Origin of the sequence: Aeromonas sp. QDB39 (assembly GCF_027707585.1) — a bacterium.
Lineage (GTDB): Bacteria > Pseudomonadota > Gammaproteobacteria > Enterobacterales > Aeromonadaceae > Aeromonas > Aeromonas hydrophila.
This window is the reverse complement of record NZ_JAPCIV010000009.1, coordinates 79,701-102,853: the sequence shown is the minus strand read 5'-3', so window position 1 is coordinate 102,853 and position 23,153 is coordinate 79,701. Positions and strand designations below refer to the sequence as shown.

Here is a 23,153-nt window from a genome sequence, read left to right as displayed (position 1 = left end):
ATCTTCGGCTGCTAGCCTGCGCCCATCAACGCGAACAGGAAGATGAGCAAATATGAAGGGTTATCGGTACGGGCGTGGGGTATCGCTGCTGTGGGCAGCGCTGGGCATGAAGATGGTGCTGGGCAGTGCGGCTTGGGCGGCCGTCGAGGTGAGGGTACCGGCGGATTTCCAGATCCTGGCGGTGAGTGCGGGCACGTTGCACGACGAGCAGCATGCCACTCTGCCGGATGGGGAGCAGCAGTTGCTGGTGCGTTATGAAGGGGTGATCCCGAGCCGCAGCAGCAGCGAGAATGACCGCCAGTTGCGCTCCGCGCCGCAGGTGTTGCGTTATCAAGCCAGTCAGCAGCAGGTACGACTGGTCGCCAACTTGCTGAGCGATGAACGGGGCATGGCGCAGTATGCCGAGTCTCCCGTCATGGGGCTGCAGGCCGGTGGCCAGAGCATTGCCAGCCAGCAGGATGCGCTGATCACCAGCGGCATGCTGATAGGGATGGACTGGCGGGCCAAGCTGGTCGAATACAACCAGAGCGGCGGCAAGGTGGCATTGAGCACGGTCGTGCCTGTCACCGCAACCACCGCTGCGGTTGAACCGGTGGCGGCCAGCGCGCTGGAGGGCCAGTTGCAACAACTCTTCCTCAAGGCCGACCCCGCGCTTCGCAAGCGCTTTGTCAGCTGGGCCGTGCCGCGACTTTAAGTTTGCGGCCCGTTGCAGTAACGTGGGGGCTCTCATCGTGCATCGCGCCCACCTTACGTCAACGAGGTCTTCATGTTTGAACTGCACAGCCGCCTGCAGGCAGATACCCGCCTGCTCGGCGATCTGCCCCTTTGCCGCGTCCTGCTGGCCAAGGACAGCCAGTATCCCTGGCTGATCCTGGTGCCGAGAGTGGCCAATCTGCGGGAAATTCACCACCTGGCACCGGCGCAGCAACAGCAGCTGATGGAGGAGTCCTGCGCGGTCGCCACCCTGATGGAGCAGGCGCTGCGGCCGGACAAGATCAACGTGGCGGCGCTCGGCAATCTGGTACCCCAGCTGCATCTGCATCATGTCGCCCGTTTCAGTACCGACAAGGCCTGGCCCGGTCCCATCTGGGGGGCTCACCCCTCCGTGCCCTATGAGGAAGCCGCATTGCTGGCAGAGGTGGCCAGCTGGCGTCTCAAGCTGGCCAATCTGGCCGGATTCAGTCCGCTTGGCACTGACAATTGAATCAACTGAGAGGCGGCTCGCTATTTCGAAGCCCAAGCCGCGCTATCTGTTAGAGTTATGGTATAGATAAGCCCATTTTCGATGTTCAGGAAGGTCCCATGATAGTGACAAGAGCCGACAACGATACCGTATTGACCACAGAGGACGTGCTGCTGAGCCTGTGCCATTCGGTCACGGATGTATTGAGTGCGGCAACCCAGAGTCAGGTGCGTTTCTCCGGCATGGTGCAGCGGATCAGCAAGACCTGCCTCAAGCCGGATATCGGCTGCTTCGTGCTGTTTGACGGCGGCTTCTCCGGCCTGGTGGTGATCAACTTCTCCGCCTCCGCCGCCATGGAGCTGTACGAGAGCTACATGCTCAGCATGGGGCTCTCCAAGGAAGATCTCGCCATCTCCCATACCTCGGACGAGGTGAGCAACGTCATGGGCGAGCTGATGAACCAGATCGTCGGCAGCTTCACCGTCAAGGTCGGCCGGGATCTGCAGACCCACATCACCCAGAACCAGCCGAAGATGCTGGCCCTCAACAAGCAGGTGATGCTGAGCGTCGATACCAACCTCGACAGCCCGGAGTCGCGCCGGGTCACCTTCTTCACCGCCCGCAACAACATCTTCTATCTGGAGCTGGCGATGGACAAGACCGAGTTCATCCGCATCCACAACGACGGCATGGATCAGGAGGAGCTGGATCCGGATGCCCTGATCGCCCAGACCAAGCGCGAGGCTGCCCAGCCGGCTCCGGCCGCCGCTCCGGTGGCCAACGATCACGACGATCTGCTCGATTCGCTCGGGATCTGATGACCGCATAGGCCGTTGCAAATGACGAGGCCACCCATGGGGTGGCCTCGTTTGTTGGTGAGGGTCGGGTTTAGAAGTTGTAGAGCAGACCCGTGCTGAAACGGGTGGACTGGCTGTCGTAGAAGTTGATGTCCGAGTCGGCGCTGGCATAGGCGGCGGTGAAGGTCGCGGCGAGGGCGTTGACACCAAACAGGTTGTGCCAGAAGAAGGTGCCGTTGATGGCGAATTCGTCGGCATCGGCGCGCTGGCCGAAGATGGGGTTCGCCTCGTCATACTTGCGCTTGCCGGTATAGAGGTTGCTGACGAAGGACCACTGGGGGCCGCGCTTGGCATAGGTCAGCTTCAGGCCGGTGTTCTTGAAACTCTCGGCGCTGCCGTCAAGGCGGGCCTGCTTGTAGACGATGGCTGGCTCCAGCAGCTGATTGCCGCCAAAGTGCCACTGGTAGGAGAGCTCCATGTCGTGCATCTTGCCGTTGCGATCCAGCATGTCGGCGTAGTGGGTGCCGTGGCTCTGGTCATACTGCTGGCCGCTGCGCTCCTCATCCATGTCCACTTCTCGGGTGGTCAGGTTGCCGTAGAAGTTGCTGCCCCAGATCTTGTCCCAGGCAAAACGCGCCCCTTTTGATTTCACATCGGTGGAGCTGCGATCCACCCCGGTGGCGAAGGGATCGCTCCACAGCTCGACCGGCATGACGTTGAACACCAGCGAGGTGGCGACAATACCCTTGTCACCCATCTCCTGGCGCAGGCCGAGCTGCTGGGTGAAGTCGAAGCGCACCGCGTCCTGGATCAGGTTGCCGAGGAAGATCTGGGTACGGGTATCGGCAAAGGTGTAGCGGATATCGGCGTTGAGCAGCGGCGTCAGGCCGCTCTCGCTGTCAGGCGAGCCGAGGTCATTGATGCGACTGTGGTTGTCATCGCCGGCATAGAAGTTGGACTTGTAGCTGACGGCGTTGACCCCGCCCAGCAGGAAACCGGACCAGCCGGACTGCTTGGGGATCTCGCCCAGATCGGCGTGGGCGGCATTGGCTGCCAGCAGGCCAAGACTCAGCAGGGTGAGATTACGCATCGATGAGACTCCTGAAATATCAGTTGGTTGAATTGAACGGCCGAACATTATAGCCAGCCAGGCTTAACCCGGGCTGACCGAATTGACTCCGGCATGCTACCCCAGCGGGCGGAGGAGGTTAACCGATAATTTATCGTGCGACGGCACAAGAGTTCGGCGCGCCGTGCTGGTATTCTGTTCGGCGAATATCGGGGAGAAAACAATAAGATGAAACAAATCAAATCCTGGGCGCAATATTACGTCGACCTGATGACCAAGCTGGGACTGGTGCGCTTCAGCATGTTCCTGGCCACCGGCATCATAGTGCTGGCCGTTTCGATCCAGATGGGGGTCACCCTGTTCCTGCGCGGCACCGTGGACATCGTCGACCTGGTGCGCTCGGTCTTCTTCGGCCTGCTGGTCACTCCCTGGGCCGTCTATTTTCTCTCCATCGTGGTGGATCAGCTGGAGGATTCCCGCCAGCGGCTGACCCGCATGGTGCGCAAGCTGCAGGACATGCGCGAGCGGGATCTCGAGCTCAACAGCCAGCTGCAGGAGAACATCAGCCGCCTCAACGCCCAGATCGCCGAGACCAACCGGGCCGAGACCCTGCGCCAGCAGGCCATCGAGGATCTGGAGAACGAGGTGTTCCAGCGCGAGAAGGCCCAGCTGCATCTGGGGGAGCGCACCGCCCTCTTGCGCTCCTTCATCGACTGCTCCCCCGATCTGGTCTACTACCGCAACGAAGACGAGCAGTTCTCCGGCTGCAATCGCGCCATGGAGGAACTCACCGGCAAGGTGGAGGCGGAGCTCATCGGCTTGACCCCGTTCGATGTCTACAAGCACGACATCGCCAGCAAGGTGGTGGAGACTGACAAACAGGTTTTCGCCCAGAACGAGCCGCTCACCTATGAACAGTGGCTGGAGTACCCAGACGGTCGCAAGGCCTACTTCGAGCTGCGCAAGGTGCCCTTCTTCGATCGCTTCGGCAAGCGGCTCGGCCTGCTCGGTTTTGGTCGCGACATCACCGAGCGCAAGCAGTATCAGGACAAGCTGGAGAAGGCGAGCCGCGACAAGACCACCTTTATCTCCACCATCAGTCACGAGCTGCGCACCCCGCTCAACGGTATCGTCGGCTTGAGCCGGATGCTGATGGATACGCCGCTCGATCCCAAGCAGCACCAGCAGCTCAAGACCATTCACCTGAGCGCGGTGACGCTCGGCAACATCTTCAATGACATCATCGATCTCGACAAGCTGGACCGGCGCCGGCTGGAAATCGCCCCGACCCCCATCGATCTGCCTGCCTTCCTCGACGAGCTGGAAACGCTGTCGCGCATCCAGGCGGAGCAGAAGGGGCTCTATCTGCATTTCGACCGGGATGGCGACGTGCCGCAGTTCGTGATGGCGGACGGGACCCGGTTGCGCCAGGTGTTGTGGAATCTGGTGGGCAATGCGGTCAAGTTCACCGACGAGGGGGGGGTGACGGTGCGCTGCCTCACCCACCCGGCCGACACGCCGGGCAAGCTGGCGCTGCACTTCGAGGTGGAAGACACCGGGGTAGGCATTCCCCGCGCCCAGCAGGAGAAGATCTTCGCCATGTACTATCAGGTGCAGGGCAAGAAGCACGCCACCGGCACCGGCATCGGGTTGGCGGTCTCCCGCCAGCTGGTGCAGGCGATGGGCGGCCAGCTCTACGTGGACAGCGATCCGGGCGAGGGCGCCTGCTTCACCGCCGAGCTGGAGGTGGACTGCGTCGCCGCCCAGACGCCCGCAGCTGAGCCCGAGATGCCCTGCCTCGATATCCTGCTGGTGGAGGACGTCGAGCTCAACGTAACCGTGGCCTGCGCCCTGCTCAACAAGCTGGGCCATGAGGTCAAGGTGGCGCGGGACGGCGCCCAGGCGCTGGCCATGGCCAATCCCGACGATTTTGATCTGATCCTGCTGGATATCCAGCTGCCGGACATGACCGGCTTCGATGTGGCGGAACAACTGCTCGCCCGTTACGGCGACAGCCTGCCGCCCATGGTGGCACTCACCGCCAACGCCACCGGCGATCGCCAGTACTACCGGGATCACGGCATGCAAGATGTGATCAACAAGCCGCTCGGCTCGAAAGCGGTGCGGGAGGTGATTGGCCACCTGTTTGCCGATCTGGCCGAGGATGAAGCGGACGAACAGGCGGATGCGGACAGTCAGGATGCGCTGCTGGACTTGCCCTTCCTCACCGATTATGCCGATACCGTGGGCAAGCAGGTGCTGATCTCCAGCGTCGAGCTGTTCGAGAAGATGATGCCCGACTACATGGCGGTGCTCGACTCCAACATGATTGCCCGGGATCAGGCCGGCGTGGTGGAGGAGGCGCACAAGATAAAAGGGGCCGCAGGTTCCATCGGTCTGCGCCGGCTGCAGCAGCTGGCTCAGCTGATCCAGAGCCCGGATCATCCCGCCTGGTGGGAGAACGTGGAAGACTGGATCGAGTCGCTGCGCCGCGAATGTCCGGGTGACATCGCCCGCTTGAAGCGCTGGCTGCTCTCGTAGATGCGAGCCGCAGGCAAGGAGCCGCAACATGTATAGCCGTTTGATTACCCCCGAGCGTATCCATCGCTGGGGTGACGAAGATCTGCTGGAGGCGACTGAGCAGGATCGCGCCCGCATCGTGCAGGCGGCGCCGGTGCGTCGGCTGCAGCAGAAGACCCAGGTCTTTCCGCTCGACGTGAAGGCCTCGGTACGCAGCCGTCTCACCCATTCGCTGGAGGTACAGGAGACCGGCCGCCAGATCAGCCGCCGCGTTCTGGCGGCCCTGCCGGCGGGGTCGGTGTGTGAGGGGGCCTTCATCAATCTGGTAGAGATGTCCTGCCTGTTGCACGACGTCGGCAACCCACCGTTCGGTCACTTTGGCGAGCAGGTGATGAGCCAGTGGCTGGCGCAGGCGCTGGATGGGTTGTTTGCCGAGGCCCTTGGCAGCGCACCCAGCCCGCAGTGGGCAACGCTGCGCCAGGATCTGCTGGTGTTTGACGGCAATGCCCAGAGTCTGCGGCTGGTGCACAGCCTGCACGAGCTGAATCTGACCCTGGGGCAGCTGGCGGCACTGTGCAAGTACCCGCAGCAACCCCTGCACGGCGGTCAACATCACGGCTGGGCCAGCAAGCGCGGCATCTTCTTCAGTGAACAACCCCTCTACCGTGCCCTCGGTCAGAGCCTGGGGTTGGCACCCGGCTGCCGTCATCCGCTGGTCTACATCATGGAGGCGGCCGATGACATCTCCTACTGCATCGCCGATCTCGAAGATGCGGTGGACCGGCGCATCCTCAGCCTGAGCGAGCTGCAACAGGCGCTGCGACTGGCCGATGACGGCGCCTACATGGCCGGTTTGCTGGCGGAGGCGACCGCCTCGGGCAGGGGCTTTTTCCCTCACTTTCGCCAGCAGCTGACCCGGGATCTGGTGGAGCTGGCCGCTCACACCTATGTGAGCGAGCACCCGCAGATCCTGAGCGGTGCCTATCCCCAGGCCCTGCTGCACGGTCAGGCACCGGCGGCGCGGGTGCTCGATACCCTCAAACAAGTGGCTCGCGAGCTGGTGTTCATGCGGCCCGAGGTAGAGGCGCTGGAGCTGGAGGGTTATGCCGCCCTGCGCGGTGTTCTATCCACCTATGCCTGCCTGCTGGCGTTGCCGGCCGCGCAGTTCGAGCGGCTGCTGGCCGGACAGGGGGGCAGCGAGCTGTTCTTCGCCCGCCGGCTGTTCCATCGACTGTCGGCCCGTCATCTCAAGGCATACCGGCTGGCGGTGGCCAGCCGGGATCCGCGCTTCAGCGACGGGGCGGAGCAGGAGTGGTATTTCCGGGTGCGGCTGCTGCTCGACTACGTGAGCGGCATGACGGATACCTATGCGCTGGAGGAGTTCCGGCTGTTGTCCGGGATCTGAGCCAGAGCGGCATGGGTTTGCCTGTGCCTGTGCCGGATGAGTATTGATAGATGACTCACCTCCCCATATGGGGGGTGAGGTTCTTGTATAAAATTCGGTCTTTTTTTAGACTGTGGCAACTTGTTCAACTTTCACTCGGTAAGGAGACGGATATGCAACATTCAATGCTAAACGTTGCGTTCGACCGCTGCATCAGCAGCGCGAAGACTCGTGCTCTTTTTCTGCCGCGTGGAGGAAACAGGTAACACCTGCTTTTTCATCACCCGCGGTTGTCCCGCAGGGTGATCTCTTCTCTCCGGGGGAACCGCACGTTCAACTGGAGAATATTATGTCTATCGAACTGACCCTGCTGCGCACCGTCGAAACCCTGGTCCAGAAACGGATTACCCGGCTGGAGCGTCGTGTCAGCTACCTGCATCTGTCGCCTGCTCTGCTCAAGGACATCGGTCTGGAAGGGCAAAATGTGCAGATCGCCCACATCCGTGAGCGGGAATATCAAACCGGCTTCCGACTCGGGAACCGAATAACCTGACAAGAGGGGGTCTTGGCCCCCTTCTTGCTAGAAAACGGCAGGCGTGAGCCTGCCGTTTTTCGTATCCGGACGAGTTCTGTTACGAATTTCTATTCGCACATTTTGCCAAAATCCCTATGATCGCTCTCCAAGCCGTTCAGGAGTTACCCATGCTGCGCCTCTGCTATCGCGCCATTTTGTTGTGCTGGTTTACCTGCTGGAGCCTGGTGGCTGCGGCAGCAACCTCCCTGGACAAGGATCAGCTGGGGCTGGCGGAGCGGCTCTGGCTCGCCTCGCGCAGTGACCTGGTGGTCGGCATGCCGTCGGTGGCCTGGCCGCCCTACATCTATGCCAATAGCCGGGGTGGCTTCAGCGGCCCGCTCGACGATTTTGCCACCCTGATTGCCGGCCGGTTGGGGCTGACCGTGCGCTACAAGACTTACCCCTACTATGCCGGCGCCCAGCAGGCTTTGCTCGATGGTGAGGTGGACATGCTGATCGGGGTGACACCGAGCCAGTCACGTCAGCAGAAGATGCGCTTTACCTCGGATCTGATGACCCTGCCGCGCGCCGTGTTGCTGGCGCGAGAGGAAGGGGAGCCGACTCTGGCGACGGCGCGCCAGCTGCGCTGGGTGTGCGAGCATGGTTTCAGTTCCTGTGAGGAGCTGGCGGAGCTTGGCATGACCCAGCTCACCGAGGCGGACAGCAGTGACGAAGCGGTCTTCATGGTGAAGAAGGGGCTGGCGGATGCCTATCTCTCCGATCTGCCCTCTCTGGTTCGTCTGCAGCGCCTGCAGCAGCAGGCCGGGCTCAAGGTGATGACCCCGGAGTGGGTGACGGACACCTCGCTGGCCATGGCGGTGGGGCCCGACAACCAGGGGCTGCTCGGTCTGCTGGAGCTGGCCCTCAACGACATTCCGCTGGATGAGCGGCGCCGTATTCTGGAGACCGGCGGAATAGTTGACTACGAGCTGGCCAACGGTCCCCGCCAGATCGTGTTCAACCAGAGCGAGCTCGACTGGCTGGCCCGCCATCCGACCCTGCGTTTCGGGGTGGCGCCGGACTGGCCGGCGGTGAGCGAGATCGACGGCAATGGCCAGCTCAAGGGGTTCATCGCCGACATGCTCAAGCTGGTGAGCCTGCGCTCCGGCCTGCAATTCACCCTGGTGCCCACCAGCAGCTGGGCCGAGACCCAGGTGCTGTTTCAGGCGCGCAAGCTGGACTTTCTGCCAGCCATCACGCCGACCGCGGAGCGGCGTCAATACTCCCTGTTTACTCCCGACTACGCCTTCATCCACCGGGTGATCGCCGCCAGACAGGGGAGCGAGGAGCTGGACAACCTCAACGAGCTCAAGGGGCGACGGGTGGGGATCGTCGGCGGCTCGGTGGAGGAGCTGGTGCTCAACGAGGTGGGGGCCCATCCGCTGACGGTGAGCAGCGATACCAAGCTGTTGCCACTGCTGGACGGGCATCAGGTCGACTACGTGCTGATGAGCATGACCACCCTTGAACAGGCGCTGCAAAAGGGGTTCAACAACCGCTATCAGGTGGTGTTCTCCGGCAACGAGCTGCGGGTGCCGGTCGCCATGGCGGTGCACCAGCAGGACCCCATGCTGCAGCAGATCCTCACCAAGGTGCTGCTCTCCATCCGCCCGGAAGAGATGACCAAGCTGGAGCACAAGTGGCTGGCTCTGACCATCCAGACCGGCATCAACCCTGCCACTGTGGCGCTCTGGTCCGCGGTCGGCGTGGGCGCTTTCCTGCTCTGCGTGCTGCTGTTCATGGGCTGGAACCGGACCCTGCGCCGCCAGATAGTGCAGCGCAAGCTGGCCGAGCACAAGTTAAGCGAGCAGCTGACCTTCGTGCAGACCCTGCTCAACTCGCTGCCCAACATGGTGGTGCTGCGGGATCGCGAGCAGCGCATCACCCTCTGCAACCAGGCCTATCGGGATGCCTTTATCGGTGAGCTGACCCGGGATGATGGCGACGATCTGGACCGCATGCCGGCCAGAGAGCGGGAACGGGTGCTGCGCGAAGAGTTGGGGGTATGGCAAAGCGGCGAACAGCTGGAAGGGGCGGGCAACAGCCGCCGTCAGGATGGCGCCATGTTCCACGTCATCTACACCAAGCGCCCCTATCGCTCGCCAAAGGGCGACATGCTGGGGGTACTGACGGTGCTGACCGATGTGACCCGCATCAAGGAGGCCGAGGCGCGGGCCCGCAAGGCGGAGACCCGGCTCACCCAGATCACCGACAGCATGCCGGGCATCGTCTATCAGTACCTCTGGCTCGGTCCCGGCAAGGGGCGTTTTCTCTATGCCTCGCAGGGGGCGAGCGAGATCCTGGGGGCCAGCCGGCAGGAGATATTGTCGGCCGAGTCGGGCGGCGAGGTATTCGGCTTTACCGAGGAGGCTCTGCAGGATTTCGTCAGCAAGGTGGCCAATCATGCCGAAACCCTGGCCCCGCTCGATCTGGAAGTGCGGGTGGAGCGGCCTGAGGGTGCCCGCTATCTGCAGGTGCGCGGCAGTTTCGTGCCGCAGGAGGAGGGGCACCTGATCCTTAACGGGGTGATCCAGGACATCACGGCCCTCAAGCATCAGGAGCACGACCTGAGGGAGGCGCGCGCCTATGCCGAGCAGGCGATGCAGGTGCGCAGCCGTTTCCTGGCCACCATGAGCCACGAGCTGAGGACCCCCATCTCCGGCATGCACGGCATGCTAGAGCTGCTGCAGATGAGCGAGCTGAACGACGACCAGCGCTATCTGCTGCGCAACGTGGTGACCTCCACCAACAACCTGCTCTATCTGGTCAACGACGTGCTCGATTTCTCCAAGATAGAGGCGGGCCAGCTGCAGTTGCACTATCAGGATTGCCGCCTTGCCTCCGTCATCTGCGACGTGATCCGCGGTCACGCCACCCTGGCCCATGGCAAGGGGCTCAAGGTGACGCTGGAGTGGGCGCCGGAGGTGCCGGATCAGGCCCGCATCGATGCGGTGCGGGTGGGGCAGGTGCTCTCCAACCTGCTCAACAATGCGGTCAAGTTTACCGAGCGGGGCGAGATCCGCATTCAGGTCAGCTTTGAGAAGGAGCGGCTCGCCATCGCGGTCAGCGACACCGGCATCGGCATTGCCGAGGACAAGCAGGATCGCCTGTTTACCCCGTTCGAGCAGGTGGAGTCCGACATAACCCGACGCTTCGGTGGTACCGGGCTCGGCCTTGCCATCTGCCACCAGCTGGCCCAGAAAATGGGGGGCACGCTGGTGCTCGAGAGCAAGCCGGGGCACGGTACCCGACTCACCTTCGACTTCCCGCTGGCGGCGTGTCAGTGGGATGCCCCGCCGCTGGCAGGCCACGATTGGTGGCTGTTTGGCGAGGATGCGGCCCTGCAGAGCGCGATGCAGCGGCTGGGGGCCAGGCTGCATCGTCTGGATCCACAGCAGTGGCAGCAGCCGGTGAGTGGTTTGTTATTAGCAGAGGAGAGCTGGCTCGAGCAGGCCCTGGGCAGCGAGTGGCTGGCACATTTGCAGCGCTCGGCCCTCAAGGGCATAGTGCTCTCCCCGCAGGAGGCCCTGCGCGGCCGCATGGGGTCGGGTGCCTGGTGGCGGCTGGGGCAGTCTCCGCTCTATCCCGATCTGCTGCTGGAGACCTGTCACCAGCTGCTGGGAGAGGCGGCGATCAGCCCGGTCGAAGCCAATGCCCCCAAATTGCAGGGACGGGTGCTGGTGGCCGACGATCACCCCATCAACCGTGCGCTGCTGGCTCGCCAGCTGGCGATCCTCGGGGTGGATGCCGAGGTGGTGGATGACGGTGACAAGGCCCTGCGCACCTGGCAGGGGCAGGCATTCGCCTTGCTGTTGACCGACTGCCACATGCCGGTGATGGATGGCTACAGTCTGACCCGGGCCCTGCGGGCACAGGGGGAGTCGGCTCCCGTCATCGGGGTGACGGCCGATACATCCGAAGAGGCCAGCCTGCAGATGCAGGAAGCCGGCATGAACGACATGCTGTTCAAACCCTATACCCTGGAGACGCTGCATCAGATGCTGATGCGCTGGTTGCCGGTGAGCCCTCAGACCCAGGAGCCGGACCAGCCCGCTCCGTCGGCCAGCGAGCAGGGAGAGTGCTGGATCTCGCTGTTTGGCGATGAGGCGGTGGCGCGCAGCATGGCGCGGGAGTATCTCGATTCCAATCGCCAGGACGGCGATGACATGATGCAGGCACTGGCCAGGCAGGACACCTATGCCCTGGTGGAGACGGCACACCGCATCAAGGGGGCTGCCCGCATGGTGGGGCAGCAGGCTCTGGCGGAGGAGGCGGCCCGGCTCGAAGCGGCGGCCCGCCTCAAGCAGCTGGACGAACTTACCGAGTTGAGTCAGACGGTACTGGCGCTGATGAACTCTATTACATGCGAAATTGGATTATGGCTCGATGAACAAGACACAGCATGAGTTGGTGATCATGGTGGTGGAAGACCACGCGTTCCAGCGCAAGGCGTTGATGCACCAGATCCGCGGGCTCGGTTACGGCTCCCTGCTGGAGGCGCAGGACGGGGTGGAGGCGCTGGCCATGTGTCAGCGTCATCAGGTCGACATCCTGTTTTGCGATCTGCGCATGCCGGGCATGGACGGCATGGCGCTGCTGCGTCGCCTCTCGCTGGGCGGTTTTCGCGGCGGCATCATCCTCTCGAGCGCGCTGGAGGATGACGTGGTCGAGGCCGTGCTGCGGATGAGTGCCGCCTATGGCTTGCAGGTGCTGGGGCGCATCGAGAAGCCCTCCAGCCAGCAGCAGATCAGCCAGCTCATCGGCGCCTGGCGCCCGCAGCAGGAGCGAGCCCAGGAGGAGGACGGCCACCGCCTGACCCTGGATGAGCTGAGCCTGGCGCTGGAGCAGGATCAGCTGCTGCCCTGGTATCAGCCCAAGGTGAGCTTCGGCTCCGGCCAGTGGGTCGGCATGGAGGCGCTGGCGCGCTGGCAGCACCCGGAGTACGGCCTCATCTCGCCGGCCCGCTTCATTCCGCTGGCGGAACACAACGGCCTCATCGATCAGCTGACCGAGGTGATCATCAGCAAGTCGCTGCGCGATGGCCATCTGTGGGAGCAGACCGGGCTCTCCCTCAACCTGTCGATGAACCTCTCCACCACCTCCCTCATCGAGGGGGATCTGTGCAATACCCTGATCAACCAGTGCCAGCGCTGGAGCATCAACCCGGAGCTCATCACCCTGGAGGTGACCGAGAGCTCGTTCGTGAAGGATCTGGGCAAGTCGCTGGAGGTGCTGACCCGCCTGCGCATGCACGGCTTCGGCCTCTCCATCGACGACTTCGGTACCGGCTACTCCTCCATGCAGCAGCTGGCCCTGCTGCCCTTCACCGAGCTCAAGCTGGATCGCTCTTTCGTCGATCGCTGCTTTGAGGACCCCTCCCGCTTGGCCATAATAGAGTCAAGCATCGAGCTGGCCCGCAAACTGGGGCTCAAGTCCGTCGCCGAAGGGGTGGAGGATGAACTCACCTGGCGGCTGCTGGCGCGGCTGGGGTGCGACGTGTGCCAGGGCTTCTTCTCGGCCCGGCCCATGCCGCGCGAGGAGTTGCTGGGATGGCATGACTCCTGGCGTGAACGGCTACCGGCGCTGCTCGGGGAGTGAATGTCGGGCAGGATGCCCGCAATGAAACAAGGATGTTCATGAAAATTTCAAGCAAGTTGCTGCTCAGCTTCTGTTTTATCAATCTGCTGGTGATCCTCTCTTCCAGCCTCGTCTACCATCAGCTCGGCCGCATCGGACAGGCCGGCAGCGCCCTGCTGGAGCAGGCTCTGCCCGCCCTGCAACGGGATGAGGCCAGCCAGAAGGCGCTGGTGGCGACCATCTCCTCTCTGCGGGCCTATCTCATCCTGGGCAAGGATCCGGCGCAGGCCGCCCGCCTCAAACAGGAGTGGGAGGGGGCCTGGCAGGTGATCGAGCATCAGCAGTTCACCGCCGAGCTGACCCGCTCGCTCAAGGCCTTCAAGACCAGCCAGCAGAAGGTGTGGGACATCGCCCATACCGACGAGAACCTGCCCGCCCATACCCTGATGCTGCAGGAGGCCGGGCCGCTGGCGGAGTCGGCCCTCGATCAGCTGCAGTCCTTTGCCAACGAAGAGGTGGCTACCCCGCAGGATCAGCTGCCCGGCGATCGCCGCCTGCTGCTCAAGCAGGTGGGGGATGCCTACAACGGTCTCTCCAATGCGCTCTCCGCCCTGCGCGACTTCCTCATCTCCGGCGATCCGGACTATCGCACCAAATACCAGGATTATTACCAGTTCCACCAGCAGCGGGTGGCCGAGCTGAAGCAGCAGGAGGCCAACTTTACCGAGGCGCAGAAGGGGATCTGGTCGCTGTTCGAGGAGATGTCGGCCCCCTTCGCCGAGCTGGTGGGACAGGTGATCAGCAAGCGCCAGGCACCCGACTGGGATCAGGCCAACCATCTGATGGCGACCGAGATTGAGCCGGCTCTCGGTCAGCTGGCGACCCAGCTGGCCGGCCAGGTGACCCAGACCCGCGCCGAGGTGGAAAGCATGGGCCAGAAGATGACCAGCGCCGGTCAGGCCATCAATCGCACCCTGCTGCTGGCCACCCTGACCGTGATCGTGCTGGGCACCCTGGTGGCGCTGCTGTTCAGCCGCCGCCTGACCCGGGACATCGCCAGCCTGGTGCTGCGGGCCGATCTGGTGGCCAACGGCCGGCTGCCGGCCCGCCCTCTGCCGGTACAGAGCCAGGATGAGCTGGGTGGGCTGACGGGCTCCATCAACCAGATGTCCGGCCAACTGCGCCAGCTGGTGGGGGAGATCCAGGGGGCGGTGGGGCAGGTGGACGGGGCCTGCGGCGAGGTGGGCGGCACCACCCGCGCCATCGTCACCGATCTGGCGAGCCAGAATCAGCGGGTCGATACGGTGGCGGCGGCCATCGAGCAGATGTCGGTCAGTACCCGGGATGTGGCGGGCAATATCGCCGAAGCGGCGCGGGCCGCTCAGCAGGCCGAGCAGCAGACTCGCCAGGGCGGCCACGAGCTGGCCCGCATGACCGCCACCATGCAGCAGATCGCCGCCATGATTGCCGAGGCGAACGAGGCGATGGGCCAGCTCAGCAGCCAGAGCGAGCAGGTGGGACGCGTCACCGAGGTGATCGCCACCATCGCCGAGCAGACCAATCTGCTGGCGCTCAATGCCGCCATCGAGGCGGCGCGGGCCGGCGAGCAGGGGCGCGGGTTTGCCGTGGTGGCCGACGAGGTGCGGCTGCTGGCGAGCCGGACCAGCCAGTCCACCGAGGAGATCAGCCAGACCATCGCCAGCATCCAGCAGCAGACTCGCCAGACCGTCAACACGGTCGGCAGCGGCACCCGCTTGGTGGAGGAGGGGCGCGGCGCCGTCGACTCGGTGACCGGTACCCTGAATGCCATGTTGCAGCTGGTGCAGGATCTGTCGGGCCAGCTGGGGGCCATCGCCACCGCGACCGAGCAGCAGTCACGGGTGGCTCAGGAGGTGGCGGGAACGGTGGAGGAGATCGCCGGCCTGAGCCGGCAGTCGAGCCAGCGCAGCCAGCAGGGGGAGGAGATAGTGGCCAGGCTGGCGCAGGATACCGGCCGCTTGACGGCGGTGATCAGCCGCTTCGAACTGGATGCCTGAGGCTGACAAGGGCCATGAAGACGGGGCAGGCCGCTGGGCCTGCCCCGTTTTTTTAGCCTCGCTGGTGCAAGAGATGGCTGCTCTGGGCTGCCGTGGTTTATTACCGGGTCAGTCCAGCCGGCGGAAGGATTGGTTGTCGAAGCTGCTGCTGGTCTCCTGGTTGAGCAGGCTCACCAGCAGGATCGCCCGCTTGTCGCCGTCCGGCTCCAGATAGATGGCTTCGAAGCCGGCCAGCGGACCGGATTCTATCAGTACCTTGTCGCCCTGGGTCGGCAGGCTGGCGTAGCTGGCGCGCGCCTCGTCGCTGTCGTCCCGGCTCATCAGCTGATAGACCAGCTGGCTGCTGATGGAGGTCCACTCCCGACCGAAGTGGATGATCCGGCTGATGCCGCGGGTCGACTTCAGGGTGACCGGGGTGACCTCTTCCAGATCCACGTAGATGAACAGGTAGTTGGGGAACATGGGCTCCCGCACCGGGACACGCTTGCCCCGCCGCAGTTTTTCAATTTCCACCATGGGGTAATAGGACTCGATCCCCTGGGCTTCGAGATGGGCGCGGGCGCGGGCCTCTTCTTTTGGCTTGCAGTAGGCCAGATACCATTTTTTCATGTGCTGAATATGTTCGTGTTGCCGTGCTCGCCGATATGATAACGGCAGCAAAAAAAAAGGCCACGCATTGCGTGGCCTTTTTTGCCAAGTGAGTGATTACCAACCTTTCACCAGGCCGCCCTTGAACAGTTCCAGCCCTTTCTTGTAGACGTCGTCGGTCTGGAAAGCCTGTACGAACTGTTTGACCTTCTCGTCGTCCTTGTTGTTGTCGCGGGCGACGATCAGGTTGACATAGGGGGATTCTTTATCCTCAACAAACAGACCGTTCTCGGTCGGGGTCAGACCAATCTGACCGGCGAAGGTGTTGTTGATGATGGCCAAGTCCACGTCTTCCAGCGAGCGCGGCAACTGAGCCGCTTCCAGCTCGACGATCTTGAAGTTGCGCGGGTTGCTGGCGATGTCCAGCACGGTCGCTTCCAGACCGGCACCCTCTTTGAGCTTCAGCAGACCTTGCTTCTCCAGCAGGATCAGGGAGCGGCCCAGGTTGGTCGGATCGTTCGGCACCGCGATCTGGGCGCCATCTTTCAGCTCGCTCAGCGCCTTGATCTTCTTGGAATAACCGGCGATCGGGTAGACGAAGGTGTTGCCGACCGGCACCAGCTTAAAGCCGCGATCACGGATCTGGGCATCCAGATAGGGCTTGTGCTGGAAGGCGTTGACGTCGATGCTGCCATCGTTCAGCGCCACGTTCGGGGTGACGTAGTCGGAGAAGTTGACCACCTCGACGGTCAGGCCGTATTTCTCCTTGGCCACTTTGGCGGCCACTTCGACCAGTTCGGTCTCGGGGCCGGCGATGGCGCCTACTTTCAAGGTCTTGTTCTCTTCCTTTTGACCGCAACCGGCCAGTACCAGAGTGGCCAGCAGGGCTGCCGCAACGGATTTGATGCCAAATTTCATAAAACCTCCTGTCAGAAATCGACGATTAACGATGATCACATTTGTTGACCAGGCGCTCACCCGCGCTCTGGATGAGTTGAACCAGTACGACCAGAATAACCACGGTCACCAGCATGACGGTCGGGTCGAAGCGCTGATAGCCGTAACGAATACCCACATCGCCCAGACCACCGCCCCCGATGGCACCGGCCATGGCGGAGTAGTTCACCAGCGTGACGAGGGTGATGGTGACGCTGTTGAGGATGCCGGGCAGGGCCTCGGGCAGCAGCACCTTGGTGATTATTTGCAGGGGCTTGGCGCCCATGGCCTTGGCCGCTTCCAGCAGGCCGTCCGGCACCTCCATCAGGGCCCCTTCCACCAGACGGGCGATGAAGGGAATGCAGCCGACGGTCAGCGGCACGATGGCGGCGATGGTGCCGATGCTGGTGCCGACGATCAGCCGGGTCAGCGGGATGATGGCGACCAGCAGGATGATGAAGGGCACCGAGCGACCCACGTTGACCACCATGCCCAGGGTGCGGTTGAGCAGCGGGTTGGCCAGGATCTGGCCAGCCTTGGTCACGTGCAGCGCCACACCGAGCGGCAGACCGAGCAGGCAGCCGAACAGGGCGGAGGCAAACACCATGATGAGGGTGTCGCCCAGGGCCGTGAACAGCAGATTAATCATGGCTTCGGACATAACCCATTACCTCCAGCTGAATGCGATTGTGATCAGGGACTGCGTCTGGCAGCCCTTGAGGGCAGTGATGAGCAGGTCAGTCATTGCTGCGGACATAACCCATTACCTCCAGCTGAATATGGTTGTCGATGAGGAACTGCTGGGTCGCCTCGCACTGGGCTTCATCCCCGAACAGTTCTGCCAGCAGGAAGCCGAATTTGACGCCCCCGGCGTATTCGATGTCGGCGCTCAGGATGCTGATGTCGATGTTGAAACGGCGGCTCGCCTCGGAGATGAGCGGCGTGTCGACCGTGCTGCCGGTAAAGCCGAGCTTCACCAGTGGATAGCTGCCGGGGACCCGCTCCGCACTCATCCGATCCTGATACTCCTGCGGTACCTCCAGATGGATGGTGGAGTGGATGAAATCTCGCGCCAGCTGGGTCTTGGCATTGCTGAAGAACCAGGCCACTTCACCCTGTTCGATCAGCCGGCCGTCGCTGATGATGGCCACTTCGTCACAGATCCCCTTCACCACGTCCATCTCGTGGGTGATGAGCAGGATGGTGAGCCCCAGCTTGACGTTGATCTCCTTGAGCAGGGTCAGGATCGAGCGGGTGGTCTGCGGGTCGAGGGCCGAGGTGGCCTCGTCGCACAGCAGTACCTTGGGGGCCGGTGCCAGCGCCCGGGCGATGGCGACCCGCTGTTTCTGGCCACCGGAGAGCTCGGACGGATAGGCCTGGGCACGGGCTTCCAGCCCGACCAGCGCCAGCAGCTCTTCGACCCGTTGCTGGATCCTCTCTTTGCTCCAGCCCGCCAGCTCCAGCGGGAAGGCGATGTTGGCGGAGACGGTGCGGGAGGCGAGCAGGTTGAAGTGCTGGAAAATCATCCCGATCTGGCGGCGGGCCTGGGTCAGATCCCGTTCGCTCAGGGCGACCAGATCCTGGCCGTCGACGATGACCTGACCTTCCGTCGGGCGCTCCAGCAGGTTGACGCAGCGGATGAGGGTGCTCTTGCCGGCACCGGAGGCGCCGATCACCCCGAAAATTTTGCCTTGTGGCACATGCAGGCTCACGTCACGCAGGGCGTGCACGGCATCACTGCCTTTACCGTAGACTTTGTTGAGACCGATCAACTTAATCATGGATTCTTCCGTGCTAACAGCCTTAAAGCACAGGGCGCTACAGGCGGGTGAATTGGGCAGAGGTTTCACTGGGTTGCTCTGCCATCATGGAGGATGATGCTAAGATGTCTGGATGGCCGTGTCAACGCATGTTTATACATCTAGACGTCTAAAAAAGTGCTAAGGATTCCCGCCTGCCGACTAACGCCGACGGTGATCTCGCTCACATCAATATTGTATTTGGTGCTATGGCATGATTGCCGAATATCACATGGTAAATATCCGCTTACAACCTCCTTTATTAGCCACCAACCGGATTCACCTGCTCATCCTTTTATTGCCTCCGGGTTGGCACAAATCATTCCACTTTGTATCGATCGCTGCTTTCTTGGCCACTGGCTTGATGCAGCACAACAAGGGCCGCGCTTTGGCTTGGATTGCAATTGCCTGTTTTTTATACTTAAAGGGCACGATATACAGGAGGGCAACCTGATGCGATTTCAACAAATCAAAGACTTGCTGCTCTATCTGGAGCAGGTGCATCACCAGCTTGGACTCGGTTACGGGCGTCTCATGACTCAGGTGGATGGCGAGCGCAGCCGGCTGCTGCTGGCCTATCTGCAGCAGCGCGAGGAGGCGGCAAAGAGCCAGCTGGATGACTACCTGAGTGAACTTGGCGAAGGGGTGAAGGAGACCTGGCTGGAGCGAGGCTTCAGCGAGGATCTGCTGCCCGGGATCCGGCGCCTGAGCCTGCCCGCCACGGCCCAGACCCAGGACATAGTGCAGCTGGTGTGCCGTCAGGAGGAGAAGCTCATCGGCGAGCTCAGCCACCTGGCCCGGGAGTGTCCGACCGAGGAGACGGTGCGGCTGCTCGGCGGCCTGGCCGAGCAGGAGCAGACCCGCCTGACCCGCTTGGTGCACGGCGCCCATCGGCTCGACGACTTATAGGAAATAGCTGGCCGGGCGACATGTCCCCGGGTGACAAGTAGGGTGAAAAACGGGCGCTGAAAACAGCAGAGGCCCGGCAATGCCGGGCCTCTGCTGTTTGTTCACGACGGCATCATGCCGACTGGCGGGCGGCGGTCAGCTCGGCGGCGTGCAGGGCGGCGCCTATGATGCCGGCCTGATTGAGGTTGGCAGCCGCCACCAGCGGGGCCCGGGTCTCAATCTTGTCGATGAACTTGTCGAGCTTGGCAGCGCTGCCGCCGCCCAGAATGAAGAGGTCGGGGGAGAACAGAAACTCGAGGCGAGCCAGGTACTTGTTGAAGCGCTTGCCCCAGCGGCCCCAGGAGAGATCCTCGCGCTTGCGCACCGCGTCCGAGCAGTAGTGCTCCGCCACCATGCCTTCCAGCATCAGATGACCCAGTTCGGTGTTGGGCAGCAGCTGACCGTTGACGAATATGGCGGTGCCGATGCCGGTGCCGACCGTGATGAGGATGATGACCCCCTTGCTGCGATCCTTGCCGGTCCCGAAGCGCATCTCGGCCAGGCCGGCCGCATCGGCGTCGTTCAGCACATGGCAGGGTTGGCCGGTCACGTCGGCGAACAGGTGGGCGACGTCGGTCTCAATCCAGCTCTTGTCGATGTTGGCCGCGCTCTTGGCGATGCCGTTGTGGATGGTGGCGGGAAAGCCGCAGCCCACCGGGCCTTTCCAGTCGAAGTGTTCCACCAGCGCCTTGAGGGTATGAGCCACGGCGGCCGGGGTGGCCGGCTGCGGCGTCACCAGTCGGTGACGTTCGCCAATCAGCTCGCCCGTTGCGGTGTCGACCAGGCATCCCTTGATCCCCGAGCCACCGATATCCACTCCCAACATCTGCATCAGCTTGTTCCTTTTATAGTGCCGACGATCGACCGTCGACCGTCGGCAGAGCATGAAAAAATGGCTTCGATCCGGCAAGGGGCAGATCGTCTATGCGTGATCCGGCAGACCTTTTTCGATGCAGCGGATCAGCAAGCGCGTCTTTTTGTTGTCATCCTGCTGGCGTTTGGCCAGGGTGGCCAGCGCCCATTCGATATGTTCGGCCACCATGGGCTCGGCTGCTGCCAGCGCCTGCTGCAGGGCCGTCATGACCTGCGGGCTGGCCGGGCCGTTGCCAAGGGCCACCGCCAGGTTGCGGCGCCAGCGCTGATAGCCGATGCGGCGGATGGGGCTGCCTTCGGTGTGCTTGAGAAACTCGCTCTCGCTCCAGCCCCACAAGGTCAACAGCGGTGGGCGATGCAGATTGGGGCGCGGGCTGAAGTCGGGCTCCGGGCTGGCGTTGGCATAGCGGTTCCAGGGGCAGATGAGCTGGCAGTCGTCACAGCCATAGATGCGGTTGCCCATCAGCGGCCGGAACTCTTCGGGGATGGGGCCGTCGTTCTCGATGGTGAGATAGGAGATGCAGCGACGACCGTCCACCACGTAGGGGGCTATGATAGCGCCGGTGGGGCAGATGTTGATGCAGGCCACGCACTTGCCGCACTGCTCTTTCTCCACCGGCGCATCCAGCGGCAGCGGCAGGCTGAGCAGCAGCTCCCCCAGAAAGAAGAAGGAGCCCGCCGACTCGTTGAGCAGCAGCGAGTGCTTGCCTACCCAGCCGAGGCCTGCCTTGGCCGCCAGCGGCCGCTCCAGAATGGGGGCCGAGTCGACAAAGGGGCGCCAGCCCAGCGCCTCGCAGCGCTGCTCGATGCGCTCCCCCAACTGCTTGAGCCGGTTGCGCAGCAGCTTGTGGTAGTCGCGACCGAGGGCATAGCGGCTGATGTAGCCGAGGGTGGGATCGCGCAGGGTGGCGGCGAAGCCCGCCTCGAACGGCAGATAGTTCATCCGCACCGACAGCACCCGCAAGGTGCCCGGCAGCAGCTCGTGGGGGCGGGCCCGCATCATGCCGTGGCGTGCCATGTAATCCATGCTGCCGTGATGGCCCGCATCGAGCCAGGCCTGCAGCCTGGGCTCCTCGAGGGTGAGATCCGTGTCGGTGATACCGGCCTGGTCGAATCCTAGCTCGCTCGCCCAGAGCTTGATATCTTGGGCCAGTTGATGGAGTTCGGTGGTGGTCATGGGGCCGTCTGCCTGCCCGGGTGCTGACCGGGATGGAGGTGTACTGTCATGCTGTATCGCATCTCTGGGGTCTTGTTGCCAAGGTTGACCGACGGGCATGGCGGTTGCCGTCATACTGCATCATGTGCCCGGTGCCAGCTGGCCCGGATGAATGGATGAGAGCCAGGAGCCGTCATGGTACAGATCATCGGGGATGCTATCAGCGGGAAAGAGGTGCGCAGTTTACCACAATCACTGTGGCGGGCTGAACAGATCCGTGCCCTGGAGCGGGAGTGGGCCGAGCGCGAGGGGCTGGCACTCTATACCCTGATGGAGCGGGCCGGGGCGGCACTGCGCACCTACGCCACCCACCATTGGCCGCACAGCCGATGCTGGTGGATCTTCACCGGCCCCGGCAACAACGGTGGCGACGGCTATGTATTGGCCCGCCTTGCGAGGCAGTTGGGGCTGGAGCCCCAGGTGATAGCACTGAGGGATCCCGCCGAGCTGACGGGGGACGCCAGGCGGGCCGCCGACGAGTGGCTGGCGACGGGGGGCGCAGTGGTGGCGGCCGAGGTGGGCGAGCTCGACCGGCTGCCGGCGCCGGACTTGGTGGTCGACGCACTGCTCGGCACCGGTGTCCATACCCGGCTGTCACCGCTTATGACAAAGATCGTCGCAACAATCAATGGCTTGCAGGTGCCCGTACTATCGGTGGATCTCCCCTCCGGCCTCAATGCTGACACCGGCTGCGCCATGGGGGCCGTGGTGCACGCCAGCCGCACCCTCACCTTCATCGGCATCAAGCAGGGGATGCTCACCGCCGACGGAGTGGACTGCGTCGGTCACCTCGACTGCGACCCCCTCGGCGTCAGCGTCCCGCCCGGGTGGCAGGTGGCGGCCGAGCGCATCGATTATCCCTCCCTGCACCCCCGACTGACCCCGCGCCAGCGCTCGTCCCACAAGGGCTCCCACGGCAAGGTGCTGCTGGTGGGGGGCAATGTGGGGATGCAGGGGGCCATCGTGCTGGCCGCTCGTGCCTGCCTGCGGGCCGGCGCCGGTCTGGTGCGGGTGTGCCAGCATCCTGACCATCTGCCCGCCAGCCTCTACCAGGCCGAATTGATGGGCAGTCAGGGCGGGGGCGAGGAGAGCTGGGCCTCGGTGCGGGTGGTGGGACCCGGCCTGGGGCAGGATGAGTGGGGGCTGTGCCATTTTGAGTCTTTTGTTAACGAGCAGGTGCCGCTGGTATTGGATGCCGATGGATTGAATTGGCTGGCGCAATGTCCCCGTCATCAGGATAATTGGGTGCTCACGCCCCATCCGGGCGAGGCAGCCCGCCTGCTGGGCTGCACCATTGCCGAGATTGCCGCGGATCGTTTTGCCGCGGTGCAGCGTCTGCAGCAGCGTTTCGGCGGTGTGGTGCTGCTCAAGGGGGCGGGGACGCTGATCCACGATGGCAAGGGGATGGCGCTCTGCGACGAGGGCAATCCCGGCATGGCCAGTGGCGGCATGGGCGACCTGTTATCTGGTATAATCGCCGCCCTTTTGGCCCAGGGCTGGTCTGCCGCCGAGGCAACCCGACTGGGCGCCGTGATCCACGGGGAAGCGGCCGATCTGGCCGCTGCAGACGGAGAGCGGGGCATGCTGGCATCGGACCTGCTGCCCTTTATCCGTCGACTGGTAAATCCCGACACCATAACAAGCTAAAGAAGA

At 63.2% G+C, this 23,153-nt stretch carries 19 protein-coding genes; 12 read left to right on the top strand and 7 right to left on the bottom strand.

Annotated features, from left to right (window positions below):
* Positions 1 to 52: 52 nt before the first annotated feature.
* From PG899_RS07185 to PG899_RS07175, 3 genes are all read left to right on the top strand, one after another.
* Positions 53 to 694 (top strand): DUF2057 domain-containing protein, encoded by a 642-nt coding sequence (locus PG899_RS07185; RefSeq protein WP_179101485.1) that lies wholly within the window; start codon positions 53 to 55, stop codon positions 692 to 694.
* A 72-nt stretch (positions 695 to 766) separates the two neighbouring features.
* Entirely contained in the window at positions 767 to 1,204 is a 438-nt protein-coding gene (locus PG899_RS07180; protein WP_077097334.1) for an HIT domain-containing protein, read from the top strand.
* A 98-nt stretch (positions 1,205 to 1,302) separates the two neighbouring features.
* Positions 1,303 to 2,001: a DUF3334 family protein gene (locus PG899_RS07175; RefSeq protein ID WP_016349593.1), complete on the top strand. Its 699-nt coding sequence runs from the start codon at positions 1,303 to 1,305 to the stop codon at positions 1,999 to 2,001.
* Between the two features lie 70 nt (positions 2,002 to 2,071).
* Here PG899_RS07175 and PG899_RS07170 read toward each other — a convergent pair whose 3' ends face one another.
* Positions 2,072 to 3,070 (bottom strand): DUF2860 family protein, encoded by a 999-nt coding sequence (locus tag PG899_RS07170; RefSeq protein ID WP_024944318.1) that lies wholly within the window; start codon positions 3,068 to 3,070, stop codon positions 2,072 to 2,074.
* Positions 3,071 to 3,277: 207 nt separating this feature from the next.
* On the opposite strand from PG899_RS07170, the gene arcB reads away from it, so the two are divergent.
* The 6 genes from arcB to PG899_RS07140 all read left to right on the top strand — a co-directional run bounded on the left by arcB (position 3,278) and on the right by PG899_RS07140 (position 15,140).
* The gene (gene arcB / locus PG899_RS07165; RefSeq protein WP_016349595.1) at positions 3,278 to 5,590 is read left to right on the top strand and encodes an aerobic respiration two-component sensor histidine kinase ArcB; all 2,313 of its coding nucleotides are present in this window, start codon (positions 3,278 to 3,280) and stop codon (positions 5,588 to 5,590) included.
* 28 nt (positions 5,591 to 5,618) lie between these two features.
* A complete protein-coding gene (dgt, locus tag PG899_RS07160) occupies positions 5,619 to 6,974 on the top strand; it encodes a dGTPase (protein WP_077097336.1) in 1,356 nt (451 codons plus the stop codon).
* 328 nt (positions 6,975 to 7,302) lie between these two features.
* On the top strand, positions 7,303 to 7,506 hold the full coding sequence (locus tag PG899_RS07155) for a hypothetical protein (RefSeq protein WP_011704847.1): 204 nt from the start codon (positions 7,303 to 7,305) through the stop codon (positions 7,504 to 7,506).
* A 149-nt stretch (positions 7,507 to 7,655) separates the two neighbouring features.
* The gene (locus tag PG899_RS07150; RefSeq protein WP_077097338.1) at positions 7,656 to 11,933 is read left to right on the top strand and encodes an ATP-binding protein; all 4,278 of its coding nucleotides are present in this window, start codon (positions 7,656 to 7,658) and stop codon (positions 11,931 to 11,933) included.
* Positions 11,914 to 13,125, top strand: coding sequence for an EAL domain-containing response regulator (locus PG899_RS07145; RefSeq protein ID WP_024944322.1), 1,212 nt, complete (start codon positions 11,914 to 11,916; stop codon positions 13,123 to 13,125). The genes PG899_RS07150 and PG899_RS07145 overlap by 20 nt, the downstream gene beginning before the upstream one ends.
* 38 nt (positions 13,126 to 13,163) lie before the next feature.
* On the top strand, positions 13,164 to 15,140 hold the full coding sequence (locus PG899_RS07140) for a HAMP domain-containing methyl-accepting chemotaxis protein (protein ID WP_190283858.1): 1,977 nt from the start codon (positions 13,164 to 13,166) through the stop codon (positions 15,138 to 15,140).
* 108 nt (positions 15,141 to 15,248) lie between these two features.
* On the opposite strand, the gene rfaH is transcribed toward PG899_RS07140, so the two are convergent.
* The 4 genes from rfaH to metN all read right to left on the bottom strand — a co-directional run bounded on the left by rfaH (position 15,249) and on the right by metN (position 18,445).
* Entirely contained in the window at positions 15,249 to 15,749 is a 501-nt protein-coding gene (rfaH, locus tag PG899_RS07135) for a transcription/translation regulatory transformer protein RfaH (RefSeq protein ID WP_016349600.1), read from the bottom strand.
* Between the two features lie 96 nt (positions 15,750 to 15,845).
* Entirely contained in the window at positions 15,846 to 16,646 is an 801-nt protein-coding gene (metQ, locus tag PG899_RS07130) for a methionine ABC transporter substrate-binding lipoprotein MetQ (protein WP_011704853.1), read from the bottom strand.
* Between the two features lie 25 nt (positions 16,647 to 16,671).
* Positions 16,672 to 17,325: a methionine ABC transporter permease gene (locus tag PG899_RS07125; protein ID WP_011704854.1), complete on the bottom strand. Its 654-nt coding sequence runs from the start codon at positions 17,323 to 17,325 to the stop codon at positions 16,672 to 16,674.
* A 76-nt stretch (positions 17,326 to 17,401) separates the two neighbouring features.
* Positions 17,402 to 18,445, bottom strand: coding sequence for a methionine ABC transporter ATP-binding protein MetN (gene metN / locus PG899_RS07120; RefSeq protein ID WP_077097457.1), 1,044 nt, complete (start codon positions 18,443 to 18,445; stop codon positions 17,402 to 17,404).
* Between the two features lie 232 nt (positions 18,446 to 18,677).
* On the opposite strand from metN, the gene PG899_RS07115 reads away from it, so the two are divergent.
* On the top strand, positions 18,678 to 18,917 hold the full coding sequence (locus PG899_RS07115) for a hypothetical protein (protein ID WP_161785101.1): 240 nt from the start codon (positions 18,678 to 18,680) through the stop codon (positions 18,915 to 18,917).
* The gene (locus tag PG899_RS07110) at positions 18,917 to 19,372 is read left to right on the top strand and encodes a hypothetical protein (RefSeq protein ID WP_041217540.1); all 456 of its coding nucleotides are present in this window, start codon (positions 18,917 to 18,919) and stop codon (positions 19,370 to 19,372) included. The genes PG899_RS07115 and PG899_RS07110 overlap by 1 nt, the downstream gene beginning before the upstream one ends.
* 112 nt (positions 19,373 to 19,484) lie before the next feature.
* Here the strand turns inward: PG899_RS07110 and ppgK are convergent, their stop codons facing one another.
* Positions 19,485 to 20,243, bottom strand: a complete 759-nt coding sequence (gene ppgK / locus PG899_RS07105; RefSeq protein ID WP_029303843.1) for a polyphosphate--glucose phosphotransferase — start codon at positions 20,241 to 20,243, stop codon at positions 19,485 to 19,487.
* A 90-nt stretch (positions 20,244 to 20,333) separates the two neighbouring features.
* Positions 20,334 to 21,461: a tRNA epoxyqueuosine(34) reductase QueG gene (queG, locus tag PG899_RS07100; protein WP_024944326.1), complete on the bottom strand. Its 1,128-nt coding sequence runs from the start codon at positions 21,459 to 21,461 to the stop codon at positions 20,334 to 20,336.
* 174 nt (positions 21,462 to 21,635) lie between these two features.
* Here queG and PG899_RS07095 point away from each other — a divergent pair, with 174 nt between their 5' ends.
* Positions 21,636 to 23,147: a bifunctional ADP-dependent NAD(P)H-hydrate dehydratase/NAD(P)H-hydrate epimerase gene (locus tag PG899_RS07095; RefSeq protein ID WP_077097463.1), complete on the top strand. Its 1,512-nt coding sequence runs from the start codon at positions 21,636 to 21,638 to the stop codon at positions 23,145 to 23,147.
* Positions 23,148 to 23,153: the final 6 nt, after the last annotated feature.

Bases quoted from the DNA above. Each gene is read 5' to 3' on its own strand.
- PG899_RS07095 (WP_077097463.1), top strand. From the start codon at position 21,636: ATGGTACAGATCATCGGGGATGCTATCAGCGGGAAAGAGGTGCGCAGT.
- metN (WP_077097457.1), bottom strand. From the start codon at position 18,445: ATGATTAAGTTGATCGGTCTCAACAAAGTCTACGGTAAAGGCAGTGAT.
- PG899_RS07170 (WP_024944318.1), bottom strand. From the start codon at position 3,070: ATGCGTAATCTCACCCTGCTGAGTCTTGGCCTGCTGGCAGCCAATGCC.
- PG899_RS07115 (WP_161785101.1), top strand. From the start codon at position 18,678: ATGATTGCCGAATATCACATGGTAAATATCCGCTTACAACCTCCTTTA.
- PG899_RS07145 (WP_024944322.1), top strand. From the start codon at position 11,914: ATGAACAAGACACAGCATGAGTTGGTGATCATGGTGGTGGAAGACCAC.
- queG (WP_024944326.1), bottom strand. From the start codon at position 21,461: ATGACCACCACCGAACTCCATCAACTGGCCCAAGATATCAAGCTCTGG.
- ppgK (WP_029303843.1), bottom strand. From the start codon at position 20,243: ATGCAGATGTTGGGAGTGGATATCGGTGGCTCGGGGATCAAGGGATGC.
- PG899_RS07155 (WP_011704847.1), top strand. From the start codon at position 7,303: ATGTCTATCGAACTGACCCTGCTGCGCACCGTCGAAACCCTGGTCCAG.
- PG899_RS07175 (WP_016349593.1), top strand. From the start codon at position 1,303: ATGATAGTGACAAGAGCCGACAACGATACCGTATTGACCACAGAGGAC.
- rfaH (WP_016349600.1), bottom strand. From the start codon at position 15,749: ATGAAAAAATGGTATCTGGCCTACTGCAAGCCAAAAGAAGAGGCCCGC.
- PG899_RS07125 (WP_011704854.1), bottom strand. From the start codon at position 17,325: ATGTCCGAAGCCATGATTAATCTGCTGTTCACGGCCCTGGGCGACACC.
- PG899_RS07140 (WP_190283858.1), top strand. From the start codon at position 13,164: ATGAAAATTTCAAGCAAGTTGCTGCTCAGCTTCTGTTTTATCAATCTG.
- dgt (WP_077097336.1), top strand. From the start codon at position 5,619: ATGTATAGCCGTTTGATTACCCCCGAGCGTATCCATCGCTGGGGTGAC.
- PG899_RS07150 (WP_077097338.1), top strand. From the start codon at position 7,656: ATGCTGCGCCTCTGCTATCGCGCCATTTTGTTGTGCTGGTTTACCTGC.
- metQ (WP_011704853.1), bottom strand. From the start codon at position 16,646: ATGAAATTTGGCATCAAATCCGTTGCGGCAGCCCTGCTGGCCACTCTG.
- PG899_RS07180 (WP_077097334.1), top strand. From the start codon at position 767: ATGTTTGAACTGCACAGCCGCCTGCAGGCAGATACCCGCCTGCTCGGC.
- PG899_RS07185 (WP_179101485.1), top strand. From the start codon at position 53: ATGAAGGGTTATCGGTACGGGCGTGGGGTATCGCTGCTGTGGGCAGCG.
- PG899_RS07110 (WP_041217540.1), top strand. From the start codon at position 18,917: ATGCGATTTCAACAAATCAAAGACTTGCTGCTCTATCTGGAGCAGGTG.
- arcB (WP_016349595.1), top strand. From the start codon at position 3,278: ATGAAACAAATCAAATCCTGGGCGCAATATTACGTCGACCTGATGACC.